Origin of the sequence: Nannocystis sp., assembly GCF_016714285.1 — a bacterium.
In the GTDB taxonomy this organism is placed as follows: domain Bacteria; phylum Myxococcota_A; class Polyangia; order Nannocystales; family Nannocystaceae; genus Nannocystis.
This window is the reverse complement of record NZ_JADJNN010000038.1, coordinates 450,976-476,111: the sequence shown is the minus strand read 5'-3', so window position 1 is coordinate 476,111 and position 25,136 is coordinate 450,976. Positions and strand designations below refer to the sequence as shown.

At 71.3% G+C, this 25,136-nt stretch carries 26 protein-coding genes and 3 pseudogenes; 14 read left to right on the top strand and 15 right to left on the bottom strand.

Annotated elements, in window-relative coordinates; genetic code table 11:
* Positions 1-24 precede the first annotated feature (24 nt).
* The 4 genes and pseudogenes from IPJ59_RS35600 to IPJ59_RS35590 all read left to right on the top strand — a co-directional run bounded on the left by IPJ59_RS35600 (position 25) and on the right by IPJ59_RS35590 (position 1,873).
* On the top strand, positions 25-420 hold the full coding sequence (locus IPJ59_RS35600) for a DUF3817 domain-containing protein (protein WP_293275651.1): 396 nt from the start codon (positions 25-27) through the stop codon (positions 418-420).
* A gap of 200 nt (positions 421-620) precedes the next feature.
* A pseudogene (locus tag IPJ59_RS38550) lies at positions 621-959 on the top strand (hypothetical protein); the annotation flags it as partial.
* 26 nt (positions 960-985) lie between these two features.
* Positions 986-1,330 (top strand): annotated as a pseudogene (locus IPJ59_RS38545) (DUF4215 domain-containing protein); the annotation flags it as partial.
* 135 nt (positions 1,331-1,465) lie between these two features.
* A complete protein-coding gene (locus tag IPJ59_RS35590) occupies positions 1,466-1,873 on the top strand; it encodes a hypothetical protein (protein WP_293275648.1) in 408 nt (135 codons plus the stop codon).
* Position 1,874: 1 nt separating this feature from the next.
* On the opposite strand, the gene IPJ59_RS35585 is transcribed toward IPJ59_RS35590, so the two are convergent.
* Together IPJ59_RS35585 and IPJ59_RS35580 are read right to left on the bottom strand one after the other, a co-directional pair.
* Positions 1,875-2,324, bottom strand: a complete 450-nt coding sequence (locus IPJ59_RS35585; protein ID WP_293275647.1) for a DUF2062 domain-containing protein — start codon at positions 2,322-2,324, stop codon at positions 1,875-1,877.
* Entirely contained in the window at positions 2,324-2,737 is a 414-nt protein-coding gene (locus IPJ59_RS35580; protein WP_293275646.1) for a hypothetical protein, read from the bottom strand. Before IPJ59_RS35580 ends, IPJ59_RS35585 begins: the two co-directional genes overlap by 1 nt.
* Positions 2,738-2,838: 101 nt before the next feature.
* Between IPJ59_RS35580 and IPJ59_RS35575 the strand changes: the two genes are divergently transcribed.
* The gene (locus tag IPJ59_RS35575; protein ID WP_293275645.1) at positions 2,839-3,441 is read left to right on the top strand and encodes a TetR/AcrR family transcriptional regulator; all 603 of its coding nucleotides are present in this window, start codon (positions 2,839-2,841) and stop codon (positions 3,439-3,441) included.
* Positions 3,438-4,397: pseudogene (locus IPJ59_RS35570) on the top strand (ferritin-like domain-containing protein); the annotation flags it as partial. The gene IPJ59_RS35575 and the pseudogene IPJ59_RS35570, both read left to right, overlap by 4 nt.
* Positions 4,398-4,494: 97 nt before the next feature.
* Here the strand turns inward: IPJ59_RS35570 and IPJ59_RS38540 are convergent.
* The 5 genes from IPJ59_RS38540 to IPJ59_RS35545 form a co-directional block, all read right to left on the bottom strand.
* Positions 4,495-5,937: a trypsin-like serine peptidase gene (locus IPJ59_RS38540; protein ID WP_366524756.1), complete on the bottom strand. Its 1,443-nt coding sequence runs from the start codon at positions 5,935-5,937 to the stop codon at positions 4,495-4,497.
* 154 nt (positions 5,938-6,091) lie between these two features.
* Complete coding sequence (locus tag IPJ59_RS35560) at positions 6,092-6,571, bottom strand: acyl-CoA thioesterase (RefSeq protein ID WP_293275643.1); 480 nt, start codon at positions 6,569-6,571, stop codon at positions 6,092-6,094.
* Between the two features lie 50 nt (positions 6,572-6,621).
* Complete coding sequence (locus IPJ59_RS35555; RefSeq protein WP_293275642.1) at positions 6,622-7,938, bottom strand: sigma-54-dependent transcriptional regulator; 1,317 nt, start codon at positions 7,936-7,938, stop codon at positions 6,622-6,624.
* Complete coding sequence (locus tag IPJ59_RS35550) at positions 7,913-8,785, bottom strand: two-component system sensor histidine kinase NtrB (protein ID WP_293275641.1); 873 nt, start codon at positions 8,783-8,785, stop codon at positions 7,913-7,915. The genes IPJ59_RS35555 and IPJ59_RS35550 overlap by 26 nt, the downstream gene beginning before the upstream one ends.
* Positions 8,734-9,207: a hypothetical protein gene (locus IPJ59_RS35545; protein ID WP_293275640.1), complete on the bottom strand. Its 474-nt coding sequence runs from the start codon at positions 9,205-9,207 to the stop codon at positions 8,734-8,736. The genes IPJ59_RS35550 and IPJ59_RS35545 overlap by 52 nt, the downstream gene beginning before the upstream one ends.
* A gap of 130 nt (positions 9,208-9,337) precedes the next feature.
* Here IPJ59_RS35545 and IPJ59_RS35540 point away from each other — a divergent pair, with 130 nt between their 5' ends.
* Positions 9,338-9,940 (top strand): hypothetical protein, encoded by a 603-nt coding sequence (locus IPJ59_RS35540; protein ID WP_293247291.1) that lies wholly within the window; start codon positions 9,338-9,340, stop codon positions 9,938-9,940.
* A gap of 122 nt (positions 9,941-10,062) precedes the next feature.
* Here the strand turns inward: IPJ59_RS35540 and IPJ59_RS35535 are convergent, their stop codons facing one another.
* Positions 10,063-11,064 (bottom strand): D-alanine--D-alanine ligase family protein, encoded by a 1,002-nt coding sequence (locus IPJ59_RS35535; protein WP_293247288.1) that lies wholly within the window; start codon positions 11,062-11,064, stop codon positions 10,063-10,065.
* A gap of 69 nt (positions 11,065-11,133) precedes the next feature.
* Here IPJ59_RS35535 and IPJ59_RS35530 point away from each other — a divergent pair, with 69 nt between their 5' ends.
* From IPJ59_RS35530 to recA, 3 genes are all read left to right on the top strand, one after another.
* Positions 11,134-12,231 (top strand): hypothetical protein, encoded by a 1,098-nt coding sequence (locus IPJ59_RS35530; protein WP_293247285.1) that lies wholly within the window; start codon positions 11,134-11,136, stop codon positions 12,229-12,231.
* A 154-nt stretch (positions 12,232-12,385) separates the two neighbouring features.
* Positions 12,386-13,906, top strand: a complete 1,521-nt coding sequence (locus IPJ59_RS35525) for a hypothetical protein (protein ID WP_293275639.1) — start codon at positions 12,386-12,388, stop codon at positions 13,904-13,906.
* Between the two features lie 178 nt (positions 13,907-14,084).
* On the top strand, positions 14,085-15,155 hold the full coding sequence (gene recA, locus IPJ59_RS35520) for a recombinase RecA (protein ID WP_293275638.1): 1,071 nt from the start codon (positions 14,085-14,087) through the stop codon (positions 15,153-15,155).
* Between the two features lie 138 nt (positions 15,156-15,293).
* On the opposite strand, the gene IPJ59_RS35515 is transcribed toward recA, so the two are convergent.
* Positions 15,294-16,103, bottom strand: coding sequence for a helix-turn-helix domain-containing protein (locus IPJ59_RS35515; RefSeq protein ID WP_293275637.1), 810 nt, complete (start codon positions 16,101-16,103; stop codon positions 15,294-15,296).
* Between the two features lie 88 nt (positions 16,104-16,191).
* Between IPJ59_RS35515 and IPJ59_RS35510 the strand changes: the two genes are divergently transcribed.
* Entirely contained in the window at positions 16,192-16,500 is a 309-nt protein-coding gene (locus IPJ59_RS35510; RefSeq protein WP_293247273.1) for a hypothetical protein, read from the top strand.
* Between the two features lie 73 nt (positions 16,501-16,573).
* On the opposite strand, the gene IPJ59_RS35505 is transcribed toward IPJ59_RS35510, so the two are convergent.
* Positions 16,574-17,734, bottom strand: a complete 1,161-nt coding sequence (locus IPJ59_RS35505) for a serine hydrolase domain-containing protein (RefSeq protein WP_293275636.1) — start codon at positions 17,732-17,734, stop codon at positions 16,574-16,576.
* A gap of 48 nt (positions 17,735-17,782) precedes the next feature.
* Here IPJ59_RS35505 and pyrF point away from each other — a divergent pair, with 48 nt between their 5' ends.
* Both pyrF and IPJ59_RS35495 read left to right on the top strand, forming a co-directional pair.
* Positions 17,783-18,496, top strand: a complete 714-nt coding sequence (gene pyrF, locus IPJ59_RS35500) for an orotidine-5'-phosphate decarboxylase (RefSeq protein ID WP_293247267.1) — start codon at positions 17,783-17,785, stop codon at positions 18,494-18,496.
* A gap of 257 nt (positions 18,497-18,753) precedes the next feature.
* Positions 18,754-19,977: a hypothetical protein gene (locus IPJ59_RS35495; RefSeq protein WP_293275635.1), complete on the top strand. Its 1,224-nt coding sequence runs from the start codon at positions 18,754-18,756 to the stop codon at positions 19,975-19,977.
* A gap of 176 nt (positions 19,978-20,153) precedes the next feature.
* Here the strand turns inward: IPJ59_RS35495 and IPJ59_RS35490 are convergent, their stop codons facing one another.
* The 5 genes from IPJ59_RS35490 to IPJ59_RS35470 form a co-directional block, all read right to left on the bottom strand.
* Positions 20,154-20,807: a CoA transferase subunit B gene (locus tag IPJ59_RS35490; protein ID WP_293247261.1), complete on the bottom strand. Its 654-nt coding sequence runs from the start codon at positions 20,805-20,807 to the stop codon at positions 20,154-20,156.
* A gap of 22 nt (positions 20,808-20,829) precedes the next feature.
* Positions 20,830-21,618 carry a hypothetical protein gene (locus IPJ59_RS35485; RefSeq protein ID WP_293247258.1) on the bottom strand — a complete coding sequence of 263 codons (789 nt, stop codon included), beginning with the start codon at positions 21,616-21,618 and terminating at the stop codon, positions 20,830-20,832.
* Between the two features lie 108 nt (positions 21,619-21,726).
* Positions 21,727-22,434 carry a CoA transferase subunit A gene (locus tag IPJ59_RS35480; protein ID WP_293247255.1) on the bottom strand — a complete coding sequence of 236 codons (708 nt, stop codon included), beginning with the start codon at positions 22,432-22,434 and terminating at the stop codon, positions 21,727-21,729.
* Between the two features lie 44 nt (positions 22,435-22,478).
* Complete coding sequence (locus IPJ59_RS35475) at positions 22,479-23,375, bottom strand: hypothetical protein (protein WP_293275634.1); 897 nt, start codon at positions 23,373-23,375, stop codon at positions 22,479-22,481.
* Complete coding sequence (locus IPJ59_RS35470) at positions 23,372-23,989, bottom strand: hypothetical protein (protein ID WP_293275633.1); 618 nt, start codon at positions 23,987-23,989, stop codon at positions 23,372-23,374. Before IPJ59_RS35470 ends, IPJ59_RS35475 begins: the two co-directional genes overlap by 4 nt.
* Before the next feature lie 169 nt (positions 23,990-24,158).
* Between IPJ59_RS35470 and IPJ59_RS35465 the strand changes: the two genes are divergently transcribed.
* Positions 24,159-25,070, top strand: coding sequence for a hypothetical protein (locus tag IPJ59_RS35465; protein WP_293247246.1), 912 nt, complete (start codon positions 24,159-24,161; stop codon positions 25,068-25,070).
* The last annotated feature ends 66 nt before the right edge of the window (positions 25,071-25,136 follow it).

Genomic DNA, 25,136 nt, shown 5'->3' with positions numbered 1-25,136 from the left:
GCGACCGCGCGCCACGCCGCCCGCTTGGCGCCCACCCACCCACCTGTTAGCGTCCGCCCGCCATGCTCAGCAACCCGATCGGTCGTCTGCGTCTCATCGGCCTCATCGAGGCGTCTCCGTCCTGTCCTGCTCGGCATCGCCATGCCGCTCAAGTACGCCGCCGGCATGCCCCAGGCCGTGAGTACGTCGGCTGGCCCCGGCGGCCTGTTCATGCTCTACCTGGCCGCGCCTTTGCAGCTCATCGGCGAGACCGACTGGGGCCTCAGAAGATCGCCGCCGCCTTCGCATCGCCTCGGTCATCCCTTCGGCACCTTCATCCTCGACAGACAGCTCAAGTCCGACAGGACGAGCCCGCGTCCCCCACTCCGCCTGGACCACCGCAGCCTCCGACGAGCAGGCCCTCTTGGCCCGCCCGCCTGAGCCCCTCCTAGCCCACCTGGGCCGGCGTCCGGTCCCTCGCTTCCCACCGCGCAGCCGCGCGCCTTCCCGCGCGCAACCGCGCGCAACCGCGCGCATGCGAGCACGCCCGCCGGAGGCGCCCCCAGCCCCATATACCCCCCGCGAAAGATCATGCGAGACTGCGTTCCGCGGCCCACCACGGCTGTCGCTCGCGCCTCGTCATGCTTCTCTCCGCCTCGCGCCGCTGCTGCTCCTCATCACGGCCTGCCTCCGCGGCGACGGCGGCCTCGACGACTCCGGGCACCACCGACCGAGCACCACCACCAGCACCACCGCCGCCAGCTCGAGCAGCGCCGCCAGCACCCCGCTCCCCGACCACCACCAGCACCAGCGACACCACCAGCTCGAGCAGCGGCGGCCCGCTCTGCGGCGACGGCGCGCAGGACCCCGGCGAGCTCTGCGACGACGGCCCGAACAACAGCGACCACGCCGCCTGCAAGCTCGACTGCACCCCGCAGGCCTGCGGCGACGGCCTGCTCGGCCCCGGCGAGCTCTGCGACGACGGTAACCTCGGGAGCAGCGACGCCTGCACCGCCAGTGCCAGCCCGCCGCCTGCGGCGACGGCTTCATCCAGCCCGGCGAGCTGTGTGACGACAAGAACCTCTCCGACCTCGACGCCTGCACCGCCGCCTGCGCCCTCAACACCTGCGGCGACGGCCTCCTCTACACCGGCGTCGAGCTCTGCGACGAGGCCGGGGCCACCGCCACCTGCGACCTCGACTGCAGCGCCCCCGAATGCGGCGACGGCGACGTCAACGCGGCCGCCGGCGAGCTCTGCGACGACGGCAACGACCTCGACAGCGACGCCTGCACCACCGCGTGCAAGCCCGCCGCCTGCGGCGACGGCTTCCTCCAGCCCGGCGAGGCCTGCGACGACGGCAACAAGCTCCCCGGCGACGGGCTGCGACGCCGCCTGCAAGAAGGAGCCCGTCAGCTGTCAGAACCAGGCCACCGCGTCGTCAGCATCGCCCCGAGCAACCGCGCCGCGCTGTGCCAGCGCCCGGAGGTGTGCGAGCAGGACTACGCGATCCTGTGCCCGAAGAACTGGCACCTGTGCAGCGCCAGCGAGTTCAACGCCCGCAACAGCGACTGGAACTACAGCCCGACCAAGCGCAGCCTCGGCGCGATCCGCTGCCGAGCGGACGACAGCGCCGGCCAGTACGGCTTCAAGAGCGGCATGGCCGTCGACCACGCCGATAACTGCCTCTACAGCAGCTCGCGCCCGCAGTGCGCCGGCCTGTTCGGCTGCGACGACAAGAACAACCACGCCCTCTGCTGCGCCCCCCTGCCCAGCTGCGGCAACGGCAAGCTCGACCACCCCGAGGAGCAGTGCGACGACGGCAACAAGCTCGAGAACGACGCCTGCCTCAACAACTGCATGACCGCCTCGGCCCCCGAGGCCCAGGGCTGCTGAGTCAGCCCGCGGGCGTCATCGGCCGCCGCTGCCACGCCCGCACCAGCGCGAACACCACGACATAAGACAGCCCCGCCAACACCGGGATCGCCACCGCCGCCCCGAGCAAGAAGGGCCCCAGCAGCGCCTTGAACAGGCCCCACCAGCCGGCCCCATCGAGCAGCACCAGCTCGCCCCAGCGCGGCAGCGGCAGCCCCCACAACCAGCACCCGAGCCACAGCTCGCCGAAGTAGAACAGCGTGCCCGTCACCGGGTTGATCACCGCGGTGCCGAGATAGGTGGCCGGCACATTGGCCCGCAGCAGCGGCGCCGCAGCCAATGCGAGCACCATCCCGAGAAACGGCACGGGGATCAGCGAGAGCCCGACCCCGAGCGCGAAGCCCCCGGCGATCCCCCGCGCCGTGCCGTTCAGGGCCAGCAGCCCGCGCACCCACGCCCGCAGGCGCTCCATCACGGCGCCTTCGGCTCGGCCTTCCCAACCACCTGATCGCTCGCGCTCTTCACCTTCTCCTTGCCCGCCTCGATCACCTCCTTGCCCTCGGCCTTCACCGTCTCCACCACACCCGCGGCCTTCTCCTTGCCCGCCGCCGCGACCTCGGCCGCCTTCGCAGCCACCGCCTCGGCCTCGGCCTTGCCCGCCGCACCCAGCTCCGCCGCCTTGTCCGCCGCGACCCCGGCCGCCACCTCGGCCTTGTCCGCCCCGGCCTTCACCGCCCCCGCCGCCGCGTCCCCGGCCGCCCGCGCCGCCTTCCCGGCCTGCTCGGCCGTCCGCGCCGCCTCCTCCCTCGCCTTCTTCGCCTCCGGCGAATCACCGCAGCTACCGAGCACCCCGAGCATCACGAACATCAGGACGGTCTTGAACATGGCGGCAATGCTGACCCCCACCCGCCAGCCTGGCAAGCACCACACCCCGCGCGATATTTTCCGTTGACATATCTACTCACGAGTAGATATGGTCCGCGGGCATGGGTCGCCCCCTCGCCAGCGCCGCCGCGGCCACCCCGGAGCGCCTGCTCGACGCCGCCGAGCAGGGCTTCGCGCGCACCGGCTTCGGCGCCACCCGACTCGAGGACATCGCCGCCGTCGCCGGCATCCGCCGGCCCTCGCTGCTCTACCACTACCCGTCGAAGGACGAGCTCTACGCCGCCGTCGTGCACCGCAGCTTCAATCGCCTCGGCGCCGCATTGATGGCCGCGATGGCCCGCCAGGTCAGCTTCCCCGAGCGCGTCGACGGCGTCGTCGACACCTACGCGCAATTCCTGGCCGACAACCCGGCCCCCGCGCAGATCGTCGTGCGCGAGCTGCTGGGCGGGGACGGCCCCGGCCACGAGATCCTGCTCGCCGCCGTCGTCCCCCTGCTCGACGTGGTCGAGCGCTTCGTGCGGGTCGAGGGCCACGCCCTCATCCGCCCCGGCCTCCCGGTGCGCGCGGCGATCCTTCAGGTCGCGAGCGGCATCCTCCTGCGCTCCGCCGCGGGCTCCCTGCGAGTCCCGCTGTGGGGCCCGATCGACCACGCGCGGGCCCTCGCGCGCCTGTTGTTCTTCCCGTCCACGAAAGCCACGCCATGACCAGCCTCCTCGAACGCGCCAGCGAGTACAGCCCCTCCCACCTGCTGCAGAAGGTGCTCCGCACCGGCAACGTGCGGGTCGCCCTCAACCTGCTCGGCCCGGCCATGCGCGGCCTCGTCATGCACAACGGCAAGCAGTCCGCGAGCGACATGCAGGCCAGCCACATGGTCCACTTCGACTGGACCTACCAGCGCGACCAACCCGAGCTGCGCAAGCTCTACGAGCTCGCCAAGGTCTCGCAGTGGAACGCCACCACGGACCTCGACTGGTCGATCAACGTCGACCCCTACGACAGCCGCTTCGACCTGTTCCCCGAGCGCATGAGCCCGCTGCCCGACATCCCGGCCTACCGCGGCCTCAGCGAGCGCGAGAAGCAGACCCACCGCCACGGCCTCGTCTCGTGGATGCTCTCACAGTTCCTCCACGGCGAGCAGGGCGCCCTGTTCGCCGCCTGCCAGGTCACCGAGGCGATCCAGTGGCTCGACGGCAAGCTCTACGGCTCGACCCAGGTCGTCGACGAGGGCCGCCACGTCGAAGTCTTCTACCGCTACCTCAACGAAAAACTCGGCAAGCTCTACACCGTCAACGACAATCTCTACACCCTCATCGACGCGCTCATGACCGACGGCCGCTGGGACCTCAAGTTCCTCGGGATGCAGATCATGATCGAGGGCCTCGCCCTCGGCGCCTTCGGCACCATGCGCCAGACCAGCCGCGAGCCCCTCCTCCGCGAGCTGCTCAAATACGTCATCACCGACGAGGCCCGCCACGTCCACTACGGCGTCGTCGCCCTCCGCGAGCACTACCACACCCTCCCCGAGAAGGACCGCCGCGAGCGCGAGGACTGGGCCTTCGAGGTCGCCGTCCTCATGCGCAACCGCTTCTTCGCCCACGAGTTTTATGATGAGTTCTACGGCCAGACCATGAGCCGCAAGCAGTGGGACGAGCTCATCCTCAACTCGGCCTACATGCGCAACTTCCGGCAGACCATGTTTCGCCGGCTGGTCCCCAACCTCAAGCGCATCAACCTCATGTCCGACCGCATCCGCCCCACTACGCCGCCCTCGGCCTGCTCGAGTGGGAGCACGAGAAGGCCGCCCCCGAGCTCAACGCCACCGACCTCATCCGCGACTCCGACGCACCGATCCAGCTCCACTGACCCCCTGGCGTCAGCCGCCGCGAACTTGCGGCGGCGCGCAGGACTCCGCCGCGAACCCCTCCCGGGTACGACGCGCGCAGGTTCAACATATAGTCGAACAGCGTCTCGGAGATCCGGATCCCCGCCGACGAGTACTGCGTGAGCGCGTCGCAGCTGCTCGAGTTGCACTGATTCCACACCGTATTGCCGACCAGGTACGGGCCGTTGTCGCCGGGGCTGTAGCTGTAGATCGGCCCGCCGCTGTGGCCGCCGTTGGTGTCGCAGCCGGTCCGCATCTTGCCGTTGGTGCCGTAGAGCGGCCAGCGCGAGTCTGGGTCCGACAGCGCCGGGTCGACGTTGGCGCACGACAGGTCGCCGTAGGCCACGTTGCTCGTGCACGGCGACGGCGCCATCGTGTTGCTGCACGACGCATAGCCGATGTTGCGCACGGCCCAGTCGCCCACCGCCCCGTCGCCGGCCCAGGCGACGCCGAAGTAGCCCGGCGCGCCGTTCGGGCTCGCCGCCCACGGGTTCGGCGGCAGCACGAGGATCGCCCAGTCGTTCTTGACGCACGCGGCGGTGTAGTTGGTGTGGCAACCGTCGTTCTTGAACGAGATCGGATACACCGCGCCCTGCGAGGTGACCGAACCGTAGGGCAGCTCGTTGCCGTTGCGGCGCGCCTGGAAGGTGTTGTTCGCGTGGTAATCACCGTTGTCGTCGAAGATGCAGTGCGCGGCCGTCAGCACCAGCCGGTTGCCGAACAGCGCCCCCGTGCAGCCGCCGCCGACCCGCCCGACCTTGCGCAGCGTCGAGTGCGTGAGCGAGTAGTCCTCGAACGAGATCCGATTGTCGATGTTGTTGGATAGACCGCGCGGCACAACCATCTCGTCCGGGTCCGGGCTCGCGTCGGCATATCCGAGGCGGGCAAGCTCGCCCGCCGCCGCCGCCACCGCCGCCCCGTCGTAGGACGCGAGATACTCCGCGCTCTCCTCGTAATCCACGTAGATGACGCCGAAGCGCCCGTCCGCGCCAGCTTCGTGGTTCACCAGCAGCGCGTCGCGCTCGCCCGGCTGCGCCGCGTCGGCGCTGTACACCGGGTTGTTCTCGTAGTCCTCCGGCACGGTGACGACCTCGACCGGCCCGACAAAGTGCCACTCGGGCAGGACCCGCAGCTCCTCGGAGACCTCGGCGGCCTCGGCCGGATCGACCTCAGCGTCACAGGCGGTCGCAGGTACGATCAGGGCGCACAGGGCAGCCGCGATCAGGCGCGAGGAGCAGATCGTCGTGGAAGACTCGTGGGCGGGCTTGTGGGTGAGAATGCCGTGGGAAAGCCCGGAGATGTCGTGGATGCGCTTCATGCCCGGGGAGTGACGGGTGCCCCCAGAACAATTGCGCGGCTGAAATTATCTGGCGCCCCATATCCTACACGGCGACAGCGCCCGGGTACCTCCGGAACGATTGCGGCGCCGAATTATCTGGCGCCCCATCTCCCACACGCCACCGCCGGGCCGCTCACGAACTCGCGGCGCCCTCGTCCCGCAGGCGGACCGCGTCCATCTCCTCCTCGATGCCCTTGCGCAGCTCCATGAGGCGCCTCGCGTAGGCCGTCTGGGCCCGGTCCGCCTCCGTCTGGGGCTCCCAGGCTGGCACCGGGGCCGGCTTGCCGGCGTCGTCGACCGCGACAAAGATGATCACGCAGTGGGTCGTCTGCGTATAGTGCCCCTCGCGTGGATCGGCCGAGCGCACATCGACCGCGATATGCATGCTGGTCGTGCCGGTGTAGATCACGCGCGCCTGGAGCTCGACGATGTGGCCGATGACGATCGGTCGATAAAACCGGATCCCGCCGACGTACAGGGTCACGCAGTAGCGACCGCTCCAGCCGACCGCGCAGGCGTAGCCCGCCTCGTCGATCCAGGTCATCACGGCCCCGCCGTGCACCTTGCCGCCGAAGTTGACCGCGGACGGCTGGGCCAGGAATCGCAATGTCATCTCTCGCCGTCGGTCCATGCCGCCACGGTAGCCCGCGGCGCCGAGGGCCGTCAAACGCCCTGCAGCCCGTGCTTCTTGAGCTTGTCGAGCAAGGTCACCCGCGAGGTCGCGAGCCTGCGCGCCGCCTCGGAGTGATTCCCGCCCGCGGCCCGCAGCGCCTGCTCGATCAGCCCGCGCTCGAAGGCCTCGACCTGCGCTCGCAAATTCCCGGGGCCCACCGTCGCCGACTCTGCCAGCGCCTCGCTGCCGATGCGACCGTCGCTGCTGAGCGCGACCAGGCGCGCCATGCAGTTCTCCAGCTCGCGCACGTTGCCGGGCCACGGCCTCGCCACCAGTGACGCCACCAGCTCGGGCGCCAGCTGCACCGATTCAAGGCCGAAGCGCGCGGCGTAGCGGCGGGCGAAGCTGTCCGCGAGGACAGGTATGTCCTCCCGGCGCTCGCGCAGCGGCGGCACCCGCAGCTCGAGCACGGCGAGGCGATAATACAGGTCCTCGCGGAAGCGGCCGGCCGCGACCTCGGCCCGCAGGTCGCGGTGGGTGCAGGCCACCACCCGCACGTCGACCTTCTCGACCCGCGCCCCGAGCGGCTGGATCTCCCCCGACTGCAGCGCGCGCAGCAGCTTGGCCTGGATCGCCAGGGGCAGCTCGGCGATCTCGTCGAGCACCAGGGTGCCGCCGTCGGCCTGCGCAAAGTAGCCGCGACGGGCCGCGCTCGCGCCGGTGAAGGCGCCGCGGGCGTGGCCGAACAGCTCCGAGTCCGCGAGCTGCTCGGGGATCGCCGCGCAGTTGAAGCGCACCAGCGGCCCGCGGGCGCGCCGGCTGCCCGCGTGCAGCAGCCCCGCGATCAGCTCCTTGCCGGTGCCCGTCTCGCCGAGCACGAGCACCGGCAATTCACGGTCGGCGATCCTCGCCGCCATATCGAGGACCCGGCGCAGCGCCGGCGCGTCGCCCACGATCGGCCGATCGAGCCCACGCTCGGCCAGCCGCCGCCGCTGCTCGCGTCGCAGCAGCCGGGCCTCCACCGCGCGCCCGAGCGCGTGCACGATCTCATCGATATCGAATGGCTTGACCAAGTAGTCATAGGCCCCCGCCTTCATCGCCTGCACGGCGACCCGCTCCGAGCCGCGGGCCGTCAGCAGCAGCACCGGCAGCGACGCGTCGCGCTGGCGCAGCGCAGCCAGCAGCTCGAGCCCGTCCATCCCCGGCATCGCCAGGTCGCTGATCACCGCGTCGAGCTCGTCGTCCGCGAGGCGCAGCGCCTCGGCGCCGCCGCTGGCCGCGATCACCTGGTGGCCCGCGTCGCTGAGCACCTCGGCGAGCGTGAAGCGGACATGGGCCTCGTCATCGACGATCAGGATCTTCGCCATCGGGGAGCGCTCCGCCCGGCTCCCCGGGCAACGTGAGGGTCACGCGGGTGCCCTGGCCCGGCGCGCTGCGGTGGTTCATGCGGCCGCCGTGTTGCAGCACCACCGCGCGGGCCAGCGTCACCCCGAGCCCGGTGCCGCCTGGACGTCCGGTGACGAAGGGCGTGCCCAGCCGCGCGAGCTGCTCCGCCGTCATGCCCTGGCCGTCGTCGATCACCTCGATGCGCGCCCCGCCGCCGACAGGGCCCAGCGTGAGCGTCAGCGTGCCGCCCGGCGGGGTCGCCTCGAGCGCGTTGCTCGCGAGGTTGAGCAGCGCCTCCTGCAGGCGGCGGCGGTCGCCGACGATCTCCACCTCCTCGACCCGCAGCAGCACCTGCAGGCCCAGCGCGCCAGCGCGGGCCTCGAGCAGCAGCGCCAGCTCCTGCAGCAGCGTCGCCAGCTGCACCGGCCCCGGGCACAGCTCGGCCAGCGGCCGCGCGAAGCTGAGGTACGCCGCCAGCGTCTCCTCGACCCGGCCCACCTCTGCGAGCACGACCTCGAGACGTCGCTGGTCGCGTTCCTCGTGCGCCCCGCGGGCCAGCAGCTGCACGAGCCCCTTGATCGCCGTCAGCGGGTTGCGGATCTCGTGCGCCACCCTGGCCCCGAGGGCCTCCGCGCCGCGCATGCGGTCGTTCATCGCGTCGAGCATCGCGTCGCGGGTGCGGGCCAGCGCCGCCCCGCCGTCCAGGTACGCCGTCGTCAAACCAGTCACACCGATCCACAGCAGCACCAGCGAGGCCGCCGCGCTCGCCACCGTCATCACCGCGGCCTGCCGCGCCGCGATCGCCGGGAAGGGTGTATCTGCGGGCAACAGCGCCAGCCCGCCGAGCCCCGCCAACACCTCAACAACAGCGCCGTGTTGCCCCGCCCGCGCCCGAAGGCCGCGAAGGCCACGCCCACCGGCGCCACCAGCAGCGTCACCATCGGGCTGCGCGGCCCCCCGCTCGCCGCGCAGGCCAGCAGCAGCGCCGCCGCCGTGATCCACAGCGAGCGCCGCAGCTGGGCCTCGCGCACCACCTCGCGGCGGAACCGGATCGCCTCATACACAAAGAACCCCAGCAGCGCCGCGATCCCGACCCCGAGCACGCGCATCTGCAGCACCGGCGCGTCCGCGCGGACCAGGCACAGCAGGTTGACGATCGCCACCGGCGCCACCACCCACGGACGCGCCCGCAGGAAGGCCGCGCCCACGGCCCGGACCTGCGACGAGCGGACCGCGTCATGCCCGACCACGCCGCGATGGTAGCAAGCGCCTCGCACCGCCGCGCTGTCGGAGATCCGACAGCGATCGTCGGAACCACGACACCCGGGCCCCGCCACACCACGTCATCCCGCTGGCACAGACCTTGGAAGGCGACACCGCATGACCACGATCGCCGCTCTCCGCCCCCTCGTCAGCCCGGCCCTCGCCCTGCTCGCCTGGTTCGCCCTCGCCGTCGTCCTCGCCCTCGCCGGCGCCATCCCCCGCGTCGGCCCGCCGCTGGCGATCCTCGGGATCGTCGGCGGCGTCGGCCTCGGCCTCCTCGCCCACGCCCGCTCGCCCGGCCTGCGCGCCTGGACGCAGGCCCTCCCGCTGCGCGGCCTGATCTTCTATCAGGCCCTGCGCGCCCCGATCGGCGCCGCCTTCCTCGTGCTCGCCGGGCAGGGCCGCCTGCCGCACGAGTTCGCCGACCTCGCCGGCTGGGGCGACCTCGCCGCGGGCCTCGGCGCCCTCGCGGCGATCGCCTGCCTCCCCGCACGCACGCCCCTGCGCCGCCGCCTGGTCCTGCTATGGAACGGCCTCGCCCTGCTCGACATCCTGCTCGTCGTGGCCACCGCCCAGTGGCTCATCCTCGGGCTCGGGCGCCGCGACATGTTCGCCGCCTTCGCGCTGCCGGGCATGGCCCTGCTCCCGCTCTTCGTGGTGCCGACCGTGATCCTCGCCCACCTCGCGGTGTTCGCCCGCCTGCGCGGCGTGCAATCGTAACCTGTCCCTCAGGACAGACCGACCTCAGCCACCGTCGCCGCCCGCCGGAGATCCTAAGCTGTCCCTCAGGACAGACCGACCTCAGCCACCATCACCGCCCGCCGAAGATCCTAAGCTGTCCCTCAGGACAGACCGGCGTCCGCCACCATCGCCGCGCGACGACGCGGCCGGACGCGCTGACGCCGGGCCGCCGACGCGAAGATCAGCTCGAGGAAGCCGCGATGCCCGGCCGGGTCGGCCGCGAGGATCACGTCGGCGCTGCCCGGGTCCTCGGGCGGATAGAACACCCCGCAGTTGGGGTTGATCTCCAGCATGTAGAGGTCGCCGCGGGCGTCCATGCGGATGTCGCAGCGGCCGTAGCTGCAGCCCCCGAGGCCGACGAATTGCTTGCGCGACATGTCCTTCAGGCGGGCCGCCAGCAGCTCATCGGCGACCGGCGACCACGTCATCTGGTGATAGTCGACCCACTTCATATCGTAGTGCTTGAAGCACTCGCCCGGCGGGAAGCCGAACTCGGCCGGCACGAACGCGACCGGCTCGCGCGGGTTGCCCGGGTTCTCCGCGACCAGCACCGTGAACTCGCGCCCATCGATGAACTCCTCGATCAGCGCGCGCCCGTATTGTTCGATGTTGCGGGCGGCCTGCTTCAGCAGCTGCTCGCGGTCCACGACCCGCGACTCGCGGGTCAGGCCGACGCTCGCGTAGCTGCACGGGTGCTTGACGATCATCGGGAAGCGCAGCAGCTCCGCCGCGGTCGCCGCGGTCGCCAGGTCGCTGGCGAACACCGTGCCTGGCACGGCCACCCCGTGCGTCTTGCAGGCCGCCTTCATCGCCTCGCGGGTCGGCTCGAAGAACGCCTCGTCGGCGCCGGTGTACGCCACGCCGAGCTGGTGCAGCGTCTGCACCACCTCGATGCCGGCCCGGTCCTGGCCCCTGGCCCCGTCGCAGAGGTTCAGGAACACGTCGAAGCCCCGCTTCGCCAGCGCCTTCACCTCGCGCACCGAGCTGTCGCGCCGCAGCGCGTGGCTCTCCCAGCTGTGCTCTGGCATGTAGATCGACGGATCACAGCCGTAGTCCTCACCGTCTTCGGGATCCGCCTCCGAGTAGAGCACGCAGATACGCACAAAAAGTCTCTACGCCCGGCGCGCCACGGACGTCAAGGGTGGACGCGGTGTAAGTTCCCGGCCCTCGCCATGGACATCGCCCTCAGCGTCACCCTCGGCCTCCTCTTCCTGATCACCGCCTTCGCGGCGGTGTTCCTGATGTTCCACCTGTGGGGCTATCCCTTCGACAAGGCGACCCGCACCAGCGCCGCCCCGCCGGCCCTGATGCGCCTGCACCGGGTCCTCGGCTGGGCGTACACGATCATCTACGTGGTGATGATGTGGGAGATGATCCCTCGCCTGTGGAATTACCAGGTCGAGCTGCCGCCCCGCACCGTCGTCCACATGTGCCTCGGCCTGACGATCGGCGTCATCTTGCTGGTCAAGATCTCGATCATCCGCTTCTTCCGCCACCTCGAGGAGTGGATGCCCATCCTCGGCGTGCTGCTCCTGACCTGCACCGTCCTGCTCTGCGGCCTCTCGATCCCCTTCGGTCTGCGCGAGTTCAGCCTGGCCCGCTCGGCCGCCGGCGCCGGCGTGTACAGCGAGGCCAGCCGCGCCCGCCTCGCGACCCTGCTCCCGCTCGCCGAGCTCCCCGACAACGCCGACCTCGCCGAGATCGCGAGCCCCTACGGTCTGCGCGAGGGTCGCGACGTGCTCGTCACCAAGTGTGTCGTCTGCCACGACCTCAAGACGATCCTCGTCCAGCCCCGCAGCCCCTCCGGCTGGTGGAAGACCGTCGAGCGCATGGCCCAGAAGCCGAGCTTCAGCGAGCCCATGGCGCTCGGCGAGCTCTACCTCGTCACCGGCTACCTCATCGCCATCAGCGGCGACCTCCAGAAGTCAGTCCGGGACAAGCGCACGCAGGATCAGAAGAAGGTCGCCGCCCTCGCCGACGTGCGTCAGGAGGCCAACGCCGTCGCCCCAGCGAGCCCCAGCGGCGCCCCCGCGGGCCCGCTCGAGCTGCCGCCATTCGACCCCGCCGAGGCCAAAAAGACCTACGAGACGGTCTGCTCGCAGTGCCACGAACTCGGCGATATCGACGCCCAGCCACCCACCAGCGCTGACGAGGTCAAGAACCTCATCCTCCGCATGATCGCCGAGAACGGCATGGAGGCCAGCCGCGCCGAGCTCGACCTCGTCTATCTCCACATGGTCAGCAGCTTCGCCGGCGGCCGAGCCAAATGAAGATCCTCACGCGATAACGCGCAGCCCGCGGGGTGGACGGCCCCCTTCCATCTGCGTAGTTTCGCCCGCCTCAACGTCGACGGCGCTCCCCCCCTTGCGCCGGCAGGCACCGCGCGTGCCCGCGTGTCGACGCATCGAACCTCAGGAACGTACCGTGATTTACAAGCACCTCTCGCTCTCCTCCGCCGCCCTCGTCGCGGCCAGCCTCTTCACCCTCCCGGCCTGCAAGGACGGCGGCTCCGCTGATACCGACACCGCCACCGAGGGCAGCGCCACCGACGCTGGCACTGACAGCACCCCGACCAGCGGCAGCCCGACTGGCAACCCAACTGGCGACCCGACTGGCGACCCCACCGGTGATCCCACTGGCGACCCGACTGGCGACCCGACTGGCGACCCCACCACCGACACCGGCGTCGACGACGGCCCGCACGCGCTCGGCACGATCTTCCTCGGCGAGAGCCACCCGGCCGCCGGCGGCGTCACGGCCCCGGCCGTCAGCGCCTTCTTCATCCCCGACGTCGACGGCGGCGGCGCGGGCGGGGCCTGCACCAAGACCGTCGCCGGCTGCCAGATCAACCTCCTCCCCGACTGTGGCGGCGGCGGCTGCAACCCCGACGAGTACTGCGGCTTCAACGACAGCTGCAAGTCCGTCTGCCAGCCGATCTGCGACGCCCAGTGCGGCGACGGCGAGGTCTGTTACTTCCCCTCGCCGGGCAACGCCGGCTGCAAGAAGCTCGAGAGCTTCGACGCCGGCGCCCTCACCTTCCTCGGCACCCCGATCCCGATCACCCTGTTCCCGCCCTACGGGTTCATGAGCGACGACAACGCCTCGCCCTTCGCCCCCGGCGCCTCCGCCAAGGTCCAGGCCAGCGGGGCCAGCAACGCCGGCTTTGAGAAGTTCGAGAAGGAGTTCACCGGCACCGACTTCATCCAGACCAGCCCCAAGCTCGACACCCTCGGCTTCTCCGCCGTGTTCGGCAACGGCCCCCTCCCGGTCAAGTGGACCCCTGGCAGCGGCAGCGTCACCATCACCGCCTCCGTCACCAGCCCCAACTTCACGACCGGCACGATCACCTGCAAGGCCGACGACGCCAGCGGCAAGTTCGACGTCCCGCGCGAGGCGCTCAAGGCCGCGATCGACGGCGAGGACATCTCGGCCCTCACCCTCTCGGTCCAGCGCCAGCGCACCGACCTCTACAAGGACCTGACCACCAAGGGCCAGCTCACCGGCATCACCGTCCAGCCGATCGGCTTCCTGCAGATCATCACCAGCTCCACCGAGTACCACGCCTTCCAGGGCTGCGACTTTGGTGAGGCGGTGTGCAACGAGCAGTGCGTCGACGTGCAGTACGACAACGCCAACTGCGGCGGCTGCAACAAGGCCTGTGTGGGCGACGACACCTGCGAGGAGGGCGCCTGCATCGGCGCCAACGCCTGCAACGCCTGCGCCGCCGACGCGGAGCTCGGCGTCTGCAAGGGCGCGAACGATGCCTGCGCCGCCGACCCCGCGTGCAAGGCCTTCGAGAAGTGCTTCACCGCCTGCGGCACCCAGGCCTGCCAGGACGCCTGCCTCGAGGGCGTGACCCAGGAGACCATCGACCTCTACAACGCGCAGATCTCCTGCATCTGCGACAACGCCTGCACGACCGAGTGCAGCGGCCTGTGCGGCTGAGCCCGGCCCCTCCAGCGTGAACCAGGCGCGGGCGACCTCCGGGTCCCCGCGCCTTCGTCGTCTGGCCAGCGGGCGGGCCACCCGGCCCGCCCGCTGGCCAGACGCCGCGTCACGCCGCGCCTAACTGTCCGAAAAGACAGCCCGCCGTGCCGGCACGCCCCGCGCAATCGCGGCCGGCATGGCAGTCCTTCGTTCCACCTCCAAATCCTCTGACTCTCACACCGGCGGCGAGGTCCGCTCGATCATCGGCAAGGCGATCGACGCGATCGTCCAGCGCTTCGGCAAGGGCGCGATCATGGCGCTGGGCGGCGACCCCGGCGAGCGCCCCAACATCGAGGTCGTCTCGACCGGCTCGCTCAACCTCGACAAGGCGCTCGGCGTCGGCGGCCTCCCGCGCGGCCGCATCGTCGAGATCTACGGCCCCGAGTCCTCCGGCAAGACCACCCTCACGCTGCACGCGATCGCCGAGGCCCAGCGCGCCGGCCTCGTCTGCGCCTTCATCGACGCCGAGCACGCGCTCGACGTCAAGTACGCCGCCCGCCTCGGCGTCAAGCTCGAGGACCTCCTGGTCTCCCAGCCCGACTGCGGCGAGCAGGCCCTCGACATCGTCGACACCCTCGCGCGCACCGGCGGCGTCGGCCTCATCGTCGTCGACTCGGTCGCCGCCCTCATCCCCCGCGCCGAGCTCGAGGGCGACATGGGCGACCAGCACCTCGGCCTCCAGGCCCGCCTGATGAGCCAGGCGATGCGCAAGGTCTCCGGCATCGCCCATCAGACCAACACCCTCGTGGTCTTCATCAACCAGCTGCGCCACAAGATCGGCGTCACCTTCGGCTCCCCGGAGACGACCACCGGCGGCAACGCCCTCAAGTACTTCGCCAGCGTCCGCCTCGACATCCGCAGGATCGCCACCGTCAAGGATGGCGAGGACGCCGTCGCCACCCGCGCCCGCGTCAAGGTCGTCAAGAACAAGTGCGCCCCGCCCTTCACCGAGGCCCAGTTCGAGATCGCCTTCGGCACCGGCATCAACCGCAACGCCGAGGTCCTCGACTGGGCCCTCGAGCGCGACGTGATCGTCAAGGCCGGCAGCTGGTTCTCCCTCGGCGACCAGCGCATCGGCCAGGGCCGCGCCAACTTGCTCGAGTGGCTGGCCCAGCACATCCCCGAGCGCGACGCCCTGCTCGCCCGCGCCATGGCCGACCTCAGCGTCACCGGCACCAGCGCCGGCGAGCCAGCCCAGGCCGCCTGAGCCAGCCACGGGCCCCACGGGCCCCCTCACACGCTCGGGCCCTCACACACGCGGACCCGTTCGCACGCGCGGCCCGCCGCGGGCCCGTTCGCACGCTCGGGCCCGCTCACACGTACGGGCCCCCGCCGCGGACCGGGCTCAACACGCCCGCAAGAACGCGTCGCTCGCGTCGTCGAGCGGGAAGTACAGCTCGACCCGCAGCTCCTCGGCGGTCACGTCCAGCGGCGTGCCGAGGGTGGCGAGCATGGTGAAGATGCGGGCCTCGCCGCCGTCGGGCGCCCGCACATGCACCGCCACCGCGATCGGCGGCACGCGATCGATCACCGGCACTCGCAGCGCCGCTGGCACGCCCGGGTAGGCGAGCACGGCGTCCCGCAGCGCCCGTAGCCCGTCGGGGCTCGGGTCGCTGGCGGCGTCGCGGTGCAGCCGCTCGGCCATCAAGGCCGCGAACGCCGGCCAGTCGACGATCCTCTCGCGCAGCCCCTCTGGGTGGAAGAGGGCGTGCGCGAGGTTGCCGATCACCTCGGGCCCGGGCATGCGAGCGCCGAACAGGCGGGCGAACAGGCGGGCGCCGCCCTCGTTCATGCGCAGCAGGTTCCACATGCGATCGAGGACCAGCGCGGGATACGGCTCCTGCTGCGCGAGCATGCGGTCGAGCGCGCGACGTACATGCAGCATCGGCTCCGCGTCGAGCGAGGTCTCGCGGTACACCGCCGCGAAGCCGGCCGCCACGAGCAGGGCGTTGCGCTCGCGCAGCGGCAGATCGAGGGCGTTGCCGAGGACCAGCGCCATCTCCCGGCTGGCCTGCGATCGACCGGTCTCGAGGAAGCTGAGGTGCCGCGTCGAGACCTCGGCCTGCTCGGCGAGCGCCTCCTGCGTGAGTCGTCGGGCGAGCCGCCACTCGCGCAACAGCGGACCAAAGCGGCTCGTGTGGCTCAGGTCGGCCATCGCAGCCCCAGGATACCAAGACCCGGGGAAGGCCGGCATTACCTCGGAGGTCATGGTCCGGCTGCCATCAGGCGTGCACCCTCGGGCCATGAAAAAGCTCGCGCTCCCGCTGGTCGCCCTCGTCGCCTTCACCGTCTACACCGCGCTCGTGGTCATCGAGCATGGGCTGCTGGGCTTCATCCCGGCGCACATGGTGGGCGGCTGGGCCCTGCAGGTGTTCCTCGACCTCGTGCTCGCGCTGATCGGCTTCCTGGTGCTCGCCGTCCCCGACGCGCGCCGACGCGGGATCGACATCCGGCCCTTCATCGCCGCGACGCTGCTGCTCGGGTCGATCGGGATGCTCGCCTACTTCGTGCGCCGTCAGCTCGGCGAGCTGCGCCGCCCGACCCACGGGTGATCGCCATTCACAGCAACCGGGGCAACGCAGGACCGCGGCTCGCAGCGGCACGACCGCCACGCATGATCGCCATTCACAGCAGCACGGCCGCGCGATGAAAGCTCGGCCGCAGCTGCACAATCGCAGGGTTGTCGCGGGTCGGGTGCACCCGATTGCTGAGCAACACGACGATCACCGGCCCGCGCCCGTCCGGCGGGTGCGGGTCGATCCACAAGCTCGTCCCGGTGTAGCCCAGATGCCCGGAAGCCTCCTGCGACAGCGCCACCCCCGTGCTCCCGCTGCCGTCCGGGCTCGGGCTGTCCCAACCGAGCCGCCGCGTCGAACCCGGGACCGGCGAGCGATGCTCGAGGAAGCCCAGGCGCGAGCGGTCGTCCAGCCCCGGCAGCCCGCCCTGCAACCACGCCCGCCCGAGCTCGAGCACCGCCCCGGCGTCGCCGAACAGCCCCGCGTGCCCGGCCACCCCGTTCATCACGAAGGCGTTGTCGTCGTGCACCTCATAATGCGCCGCCCGCAGCGGCGCCCGGCAAGCGAACCAGCTCGGCACCCCGTGCGGATGCAACGACGGGTCGTACACCTCCGTCGGCACGACCAGCCCCTGCTCGGCCGGCGCCGCCCCGCGCGCGCCCTGGAGGCGATGAAAGCCGAGCCGCGGCACCACCCCCGCGTCGAGCCCGAGCGGCCACGCCACGCGGTCGGCGAACACCCGGTCGAGCGGCGCATCGAACAGCCGCTCGAGCCACGCGCCGACGATCATCAACCCGAGGTCGCTGTAGATCGTGTGCGTGCCCGCGGCGTGGACCGGCGGCGTCGCGCACACCAGCCCCAGCACCCGCTCGCCCGGCCCGCGCCGCCCGAGCTCCGCGAAGTACTCGCGGTGCGCCGCCAGCCCGCCGCTGTGCGTGAGCAGCTGCCCGAGCGTCGCCCCCGGACACGCCGCCGACCACGGCGCCGGCACAAGGTCATCGAGCCCCACCCGCCGCTCCGACACGGCGATCGCCGCGAGCGTCGTGGTGCACAGCACCTTGGTCAGCGAGGCCAGGTCGTACACCGCCTCGCGCGTGACCCCGCGGAAGCGCTCCGGCCCGTCTGGATGGGTTGCGAAGTGCCCGTGCGCCTCGTGGTAGAGCAGCGCCCCGTCGCGCCACACCAGCGCCACGCAGCCCGGGAAGGTGCCCGCGGCGACCGCCGCCTCGAGCAGCGTGAACAGGCCCTGCTGGGGATCGCGCGAGGTCACGCGGGCGAGCTTGCCCGAGCGCCGCGAAGCTTGCTATGCCCCGCCGCCATGCACGGTGCCTCCTCCCTCGACGCGGCCCGTCGCCGCCTGATCGTCGCCCTCGATGTCCCCGACGCGGCCGCCGCCATGACCGCCGCGCGCCTGCTCGCCGGCCACGTCGGCATGCTCAAGGTGGGCCTCGAGCTGTTCGTCGCCGAGGGCCCCGAGGTCGTCCGCCAGCTCCGCCGCGCCCTCCCCGATCTGGAGATCTTCCTCGACCTCAAGCTGCACGACATCCCCAACACCATGGTCGGCGCCATCCGCAGCGCCCGCGCCCTCGGGGCCCGCTTCATCACCGTGCACGCCGGCTCCGGCGTCGCCCACCTGCGTGCCTGCGTCGACGCGGCCGGCCCGCAGCTCGGCATCCTCGCCGTCACCGTGCTCACCAGCCAGGACGCCACCGCCTGCGCCGAGGCCGGCCACACCCGCAGCCCCGCCGAGATCGTCGCCCTGCGCGCCGCGGCGGCCCACGCAGCTGGCTGCGCCGGCGTGGTGTGCAGCGGCCAGGAGCTCGCCCGCGTCCGCGAGGCCGCACCCGGCCTCGCCTGCGTCGTCCCCGGCATCCGCCCCGCGGGCGGCGACGTCGGCGACCAGAAGCGCGTCATGACCCCGAGCGAGGCGATCCGCGCCGGCGCCACCTACCTGGTGGTCGGCCGACCGATCCTCGGCGCGAAGGACCCCGCGGCGGCCGCGGACGCGATCACGGCCGAGATCGCGGGCTGAATCATCGGCCCCGGTGAACCGGCGCACGCCTCGGTGACACGGCCCATCGCCGTCCCCTGATTCGCCAGCCGCAACTGCTTCAGCAAGCTTCAAGCTGCTCAGTAACGCTTCGCCGCCCAGACATCGATGCTCGCGCCAAAGATGCGGACGCAGTCTGTGCACCGGGAGCGTCGTGCGTGCAACGAGGGGTTATGCTCCCCCCGAGGGCCTCCATGTTTCATCACACGACGATAACCACGGTTTGCGCGCTCGGCCTCGTGAGTTGCGGCCCCGGCTCCGAATCCCTGGACAACACGAGCGGGAGCGGCACGAGCGGGAGCGGCACGAGCGGGAGCGGCACGAGCAGCACCCCCACGAGCGATTCTGGCGGCGACTCCGGTGAGGAGGGCGGCGCCCGGCCGCAGGAGAGCGAGTGGAAGCAGGTGGTCGACCACCTGCCCTTCCCGCTGTCGGGCGACGGCGCCATCACCGAGCTCCGGGTAGGCCGCCTCGAGTATGACCACAACTTCGCCAACCGCGGCGACGTCGAGGTCTACCTCGATCAAGACGTCGAGGTCATCAGCATCGAAATGCGCTACTACGACTTCGCCACCGACCTCAACGCCCAGGGCGACCCCAACGCCCCCACCCCGGAGGAGATGCAGGGCACGTTGGGTCGCATGTCGCTTTGGGCCTTCGTCAGCGCCGGTAACCCCGCGAAGCCCGCGCTGATGCCCCCCGAGGATAACTGCACCGTCGGTACCTGGAAGTCCGGCTGCGCGATCTACGTCTATTACGACGGCAAGGGCCAGCCGATCCGAAGCGGCGCCGATATCCGCGTCCACCTGCCCAAAAAGTACCGCGGCGAGCTCAACATCACGACCGAGGACAATTACGGAGAGTCCAGCTTCCCGCGGGTCGGCAACGTCACGGTCGAGGGCCTGTGCAGCAGCGGCACCGTCCAGTTCATGCAGGGCACCGCCACGGTCAACATGTGCCGCGACCTCACCCCGGCGCCCACGTGCTCCGCGGAGCAGATCAAGGCCTGCGAGGAATTCGTCGACCCGGGGACCATGCAGCCGGCCGCGTGGTCCAACCTTTGCCCGTGCCCGGCCGAGAACTTCGGCCAGCTCCGGATCGAGGCCGCCAAGCCCTGGGCCGGCGATATCACCGTCGATATCCCCACCACCACCTGGCTCAACGCCAACCTTGCCAACCTTGAGACCGACAAGCCGCACGAGTGCAAGCCGGACTTCCCCGCCTGCATCGGCGATATCTGCACCCCGGTCGCGCTCGACGATTACAGCGTCTCCGGCGAGTTCAACTATCCGAGTCCGGCCGCGGCCTCCGGCGCCGGCTTCAACGTCACGGCCACGTCCGCCGGCTGCAACCCCGTCACATACTTCGACGCCATCGACGACTGGAACGAGGACCCGGCCCTCAGCAAGCCCAGGACCGAGACCCACGGTCATATCACGGTCTGCAGCGGCTGCCTTCCGTAGGCCTCAAGATTCGCGGGCAAGAACCTACGCGGCCGACTACGACGCGACGCCGGCCCGCCCGAGTTGGCGGCCAGGAGCCCGTCTCTACCTCGACCAGCGCGAACACCGACGGAATCGGTGGTGCTGATAGGCTACTTTGGGCCTCACTTGCCCGTTAGCTACCCGACCTGAGCCGCTCACCCGATCGTCTTCAGCGGCTCGGCCACGCGGAGCGGGCAGCCGGTGCGCGCGCGGACCTCGTCGACGGTCATGTCCGCGGCGATCTCCGCCAGCTCCAGGCCCTGGGGGGTGACGCGGAAGTAGCCGAGGTCGGTGGCGATCTCGTGGACCACGCCCTTGCCGGTGAGCGGCAGGCTGCAGCTGCGCACCAGCTTGGGCTCGCCGTCCTTGTTGTTGTGCTCCATGCAGACGATGACCCGCCGGGCGCCGGCGACGAGGTCCATCGCGCCGCCCATGCCCTTGACCTTCTTGCCGGGGATCATCCAGTTGGCGAGGTCGCCGTGCTCGCTGACCTCCATCGCCCCGAGGATGCACAGATCGATGTGGCCGCCGCGGATCATGGCGAAGCTCTCGTGGCTGCCGAAGAACGACGCGCCCGGCACGAAGGTGACCGTCTGCTTGCCGGCGTTGATGAGGTCCGGGTCGACCTCGTCCTCGCGCGGGAAGGGCCCGAGCCCGAGCATGCCGTTCTCGCTCTGCAACACCACGTCGACCCCGGCCGGGATGTAGTTGGCGACCAGCGTCGGCATGCCGATGCCGAGGTTGACGTAGAAGCCGTCGCGCAGCTCCTGGGCGACGCGCTGGACGATCTGCTCGCGGGACAGGGGCATGGTGGCGGCAGTCTAGTACAGCTCAGGGCCCGCCCGCAGCACTCCCGCCCGAGAAGTCGATGCAGATCGGGGGGGGTGCACCTCGGCCCCGCAGGCTGCCGTCCGCGGCCAGCTCCGCCGCGAGGAAGCTGCGCGCGGCGAGCTCATCGGCGGCCTGCGCCGCGCCCGATCGCGGCTCACCCGGCGCCTCGGCCTGGCTCACGCGCCCGCCCGGAGCCGGGCCCGCCTCCGCCTCGCAAGGCGCCTCGGCCTGGCTCACTCGCCCGTCCTCCACCACCACCCACGCCCGCCCGCCGTCGCGCTCGATCGCCAGCGGCCGCCGCAACATGGCCTCGAGGACAGGTAGCTCCGCGGGCGCGTGCTGGGCGAGCAGGGCCCGCAGCGCCTCGGCCTGGGCCAGCGCCGCCGGACAGTCGAAGCGACAGGCGGCGAAGCTGACCAGGCGCGCGTGCTGGCGCAGCAGCAGGCAGTTGAGGCGCCAGTCGGGCCGCGGCGTCCAGGCCAGGCGCGCGTGCAGGTAGTCCGGGTGCGGCTGCCTGGCCGCGCTGCGCGGGTGCCCGGCCCGGACCTGGGCGGCGAAGGCGGCGACGCAGCATTCGGGGTAGCCGAGGCGCAGGCCGAGCTCGCGGGTGTAGAAGGCCTGGTCGCGCGGCGTGACCGCGGGCTCAAGCATCGGCTTCTCGGCGGCGCGCAGGCCCGCGGCCGCCTGCGCCGTCGCGGCGACGTAGATCAGCAGCTGTCGGCGACGCTCGGGCCCGACGGGGCCGTGGGCGACCGCCACCCCGCAGCCGAAGCTGCGGTACCTCTCCACGATCGCCGCGCCCTCGCTTGGGTCGGCGCTGAGGCGCAGCCCCGGCTTGAGCCCGGCGCGCAGGGCCAGCCACTCGATGTCGACGCGCGCCAGGACCTGTCCTTCGGGTCAGGTGGCCGCGCGCGCGGCGGAGGTCGTGCGAAACTCGATCGGCTTCGCATAATGTTCGCCCTGCAAGATCCGCTGGACGTAGATCCCGGGCGTGTGGATCTGGTCGGGGTCCAGCGCACCGGCGGGCACCAATTCCTCGACCTCCGCGATCGTCAGGCGGGCCGCGGTCGCCATCGCCTGATTGAAGTTGTTGGCGGTGCGGCGGTAGACGAGGTTGCCGTGGGTGTCGCCCTTCCACGCCTTGACGATCGCCACGTCGGCGCGCAGCGGCAGCTCGAGCACGTACCAGCGGCCGTCGATCTCCCGCACCTCCTTGCCCTCGGCGATCGGCGTGCCGAAGCCCGTCGGCGTGTAAAAGCCGCCGATGCCCGCGCCGCCGGCCCGGATGCGCTCGGCCAGCGTGCCCTGCGGTACGAGCGTGACCTTGAGCTGACCCGAGAGGTAGAGCCGCTCGAAGGTCTTGTTCTCGCCGACGTACGACGAGGTCATGCTGCGCACCTGGCCGTTGGCCAGCAGCAGCCCGAGCCCGGCCCCGTCGACGCCGCAGTTGTTCGAGATGATGTCGAGCTCGCGCAGGTTCCGGCGCAAGATCGCCGCGATGAGCTGCTCCGGGTTGCCGCACAGGCCGAAGCCGCCGCTCATCAGGGTGATGCCGTCCTTCAGGTCGGCGACGGCCGCGTCGGCGCTCGCGTAGGTCTTGTCCATGCGCGGGAGTGTCGCCCGCGGGCCCGGGCCCTGGGCAAGGCGGCTCACTCGAAGCCGGCGAGCTTCTCCGGCAGCCCGGCGATCGCCGCGGGCTGCGGCTGCTGGCTCCGGGCCTGGCGCAGCTCCGACTCCAGCGCGCGCGACTGCAGGGCCGTGAGCTCCGGCAGCAGGCGGAGGTTGTGCGCGCTCAGCTGGCGCAGCAGCGCGGGCCGGGTGAACAGGCTGCCGTCGACGACCGCGGCGTGCAGGTCGTCGAAGGCCTGGGCGTCCTCGGGCGGCAGGACCGTCGCGCTCGCGGGCCGGTCCTGGGTGCGGTGATCGGGCTTCACCGCCGCCAGCGCTGCGGCCAGGTCGTCGACCTGGCCCGCCGCCACCGGCGCGTCGGCGATGAAGCGCAACACCGCGGCGACGCTGCCCGCCGGGTCGGCGAGCACCTGCGCGTAGCTCATCAGCCGCGCGGGGTAGCGACGCAGGGTGATGTCGCGGACCAGCGAGAAGTTCTCGAGCCACCACTCGTAGGCCGGCGGCATCATGTACCTGTCCTCGGGGACAGGCTGTCCGCGGGCCCGCATCGCCGCGTCCTCGAGCGCGTAGAGCCGCGCGATCGAGGCCTCGTACTCCTGCCAGGGCCGGACGTTGGCGATCAGCCGGCCGATGTACGCGCGCTCGCTGCGGATCACCCCGGGGACGAACACCTTGACCGCGTGGCCGGCGACGTGCTCCGGCAGGAAGTAGCGGCCGCTGACCGGGTGCGGGTTGGTCGCGAAGTAGATGCCGTTGCGCAGGATCGACTCGTAGAAGCCGCCTTGGTTGGCGGCCCGCAGCGCGCCCGCGAAGGTCGGCGGGAACGCCTCGCCGAGCACGGGCCGCCCCGCCGCGCGCAGCACCTGCATCCACATCGAAGTGCCGCTGCGCTTGGTGCCGGAGACGAAGATCATCATGGACCGGACGATCCGCCGCCGCCGTCGCTGCTGCCGCCGCTGCTCGTCCCCGTTTCGACCAGACTCGGGCAGGCCGGATCGACCGCCGCGATCTCGGCAGCGCAGGGCGGCGGGTCCTTCATGAAGTCGCCGCAGGCGACCTTGGTCAGGCACACAAACTGCGCCTCGAGGGCGTCGACGCAGGCCTGTCCGTCGGTGCGCGCCGCGTACATCTTGATGTACTGGCAGTAGTACGCGTAGTACTTGAAGTATTGCTCATAGCGCGGATAACACTGGGTCAGATGGTCGCCGTAGGCGATGCAGGTCGGGTCGGTGACGGGCGGCAGCATCTCGGTATCGCCGCCGGTGCTCGAGGTCGTGTTGGTGGTGATGAAGCCCATGCTCGCGGCGGTGGTCGGCTCGCCCGAGGTGCTGGTCGTGCCACCGACGCTGTCGCCGCTGGTGGTCGGCGCGCCTCCGGTCGTGCCGCTGCCGGTGCCCGAGCCGCCGCCCGTGCTGCTGGTGCCGGTCGAGTCGCTGTCCTTGCTGTCGCTCTCCTCGCTGTCCTTGTTGCAGGCGATCGGCAGGCTCCCGATCGAGAGGAGGAGGGCCAGGCCGCGGCTGTGAGGATGCATGCGTGCAAAGCCTACGCCCGACGCGGGACCGCCGGCAAGCCGGTGCAAACCCGGACGCAGCGGCGCGCTCGCTGCATCCCGTCCCGCCGACCGCCAAGGTCTGGCGCTGCAGCTGCGTATTCGCTGCAGCGCGTCCCGCCGCCCCGCGAAAGTCTGGTAGACCTCGCGCATGAACTTGCGCAAGCCCCTGCACCTTGGCCTTGGATTCGCGTTCTGTATCACCTTCACCGCGCTCCCGGCCTGCGGCGACGCGGGCAACGGTGAGACCACCGCCGGCCCGACCACCGCCGCGACCGACACCGCCACCGCGACCGGCACCGCGACCGGCACCGCCACCGAGGGCACCGCCACCGTCAGCTCCGAGCCGACCACCTCCGGGGGCAGCGTCGGCCAGACCGACAGCGGCGCGAGCACGGGCCCGGGCACCAGCGCGACCGGCAGCACCAGCGACGCCAGCAGCAGCGCGAGCACCGGGCCCGGCACCGCCGAGAGCAGCGGCGGCGGCGAGACCGGCGGCAGCACCACGGGCGGCGGCGGCGACTTCATCCCCTGCGAGACCGACAAGGACTGCGTGCTCGCCGACGGCTGCTGCGACTGCGACCCGATCAACATCAACCAGACCCCACCGGTCTGCAACATCCCCGAGTGCCTGCTCACCACCTGCGCCGGCCACGGCCTCGAGGGCGCCGCGGTCGAGTGCCGCTTCGGCCGCTGCACCTTCGCCAAGGTCCAGTGCAACCCGCTCGGCGTCAACTGCAAGAAGGCGAAGCCAGACTGTCCCAAAGGCCAGGTCGCCGAGGTCGAGGAGACCAACGGCGGCAAGTGCTGGACCGGCTACTGCGTCCCCGCCGAGGCCTGCGACTGGGTCCCCGACTGCACCTACTGCGACAACGAGGAGCTGGTCTGCGTCGGCAAGCTGCAGAAGGGCGCCTACCACCTCTGCGAGCCCAAGCCCGCCGAGTGCGACGGCCAGACCGACATCGACTGCACCTGCGGCCAGCAGATCTGCGACGCCTCCCCGCCCCACACGGTCTGCCACGACGCGCAGCCGGACATCGACTGCGAGTGCCCGTTCTGCTGAGCCGAGTGATCCGCAAGGGCGCAACCCGCGAATCTCCGATACCTGTCTATCTCAAGGTGGAGGTAT

Coding starts and splice junctions, on each gene's coding strand:
- IPJ59_RS35555 (WP_293275642.1), bottom strand. CDS start 7,938: ATGGCGAAGATCCTGATCGTCGATGACGAGGCCCATGTCCGCTTCACG.
- IPJ59_RS35465 (WP_293247246.1), top strand. CDS start 24,159: ATGAACTTGCGCAAGCCCCTGCACCTTGGCCTTGGATTCGCGTTCTGT.
- recA (WP_293275638.1), top strand. CDS start 14,085: ATGGCAGTCCTTCGTTCCACCTCCAAATCCTCTGACTCTCACACCGGC.
- IPJ59_RS35580 (WP_293275646.1), bottom strand. CDS start 2,737: ATGTTCAAGACCGTCCTGATGTTCGTGATGCTCGGGGTGCTCGGTAGC.
- IPJ59_RS35585 (WP_293275647.1), bottom strand. CDS start 2,324: ATGGAGCGCCTGCGGGCGTGGGTGCGCGGGCTGCTGGCCCTGAACGGC.
- IPJ59_RS35540 (WP_293247291.1), top strand. CDS start 9,338: ATGACCACGATCGCCGCTCTCCGCCCCCTCGTCAGCCCGGCCCTCGCC.
- IPJ59_RS35480 (WP_293247255.1), bottom strand. CDS start 22,434: ATGGACAAGACCTACGCGAGCGCCGACGCGGCCGTCGCCGACCTGAAG.
- IPJ59_RS35530 (WP_293247285.1), top strand. CDS start 11,134: ATGGACATCGCCCTCAGCGTCACCCTCGGCCTCCTCTTCCTGATCACC.
- IPJ59_RS35575 (WP_293275645.1), top strand. CDS start 2,839: ATGGGTCGCCCCCTCGCCAGCGCCGCCGCGGCCACCCCGGAGCGCCTG.
- IPJ59_RS38540 (WP_366524756.1), bottom strand. CDS start 5,937: ATGAAGCGCATCCACGACATCTCCGGGCTTTCCCACGGCATTCTCACC.
- IPJ59_RS35510 (WP_293247273.1), top strand. CDS start 16,192: ATGAAAAAGCTCGCGCTCCCGCTGGTCGCCCTCGTCGCCTTCACCGTC.
- IPJ59_RS35515 (WP_293275637.1), bottom strand. CDS start 16,103: ATGGCCGACCTGAGCCACACGAGCCGCTTTGGTCCGCTGTTGCGCGAG.
- IPJ59_RS35470 (WP_293275633.1), bottom strand. CDS start 23,989: ATGCATCCTCACAGCCGCGGCCTGGCCCTCCTCCTCTCGATCGGGAGC.
- IPJ59_RS35560 (WP_293275643.1), bottom strand. CDS start 6,571: ATGACATTGCGATTCCTGGCCCAGCCGTCCGCGGTCAACTTCGGCGGC.
- IPJ59_RS35475 (WP_293275634.1), bottom strand. CDS start 23,375: ATGATGATCTTCGTCTCCGGCACCAAGCGCAGCGGCACTTCGATGTGG.
- pyrF (WP_293247267.1), top strand. CDS start 17,783: ATGCACGGTGCCTCCTCCCTCGACGCGGCCCGTCGCCGCCTGATCGTC.
- IPJ59_RS35490 (WP_293247261.1), bottom strand. CDS start 20,807: ATGCCCCTGTCCCGCGAGCAGATCGTCCAGCGCGTCGCCCAGGAGCTG.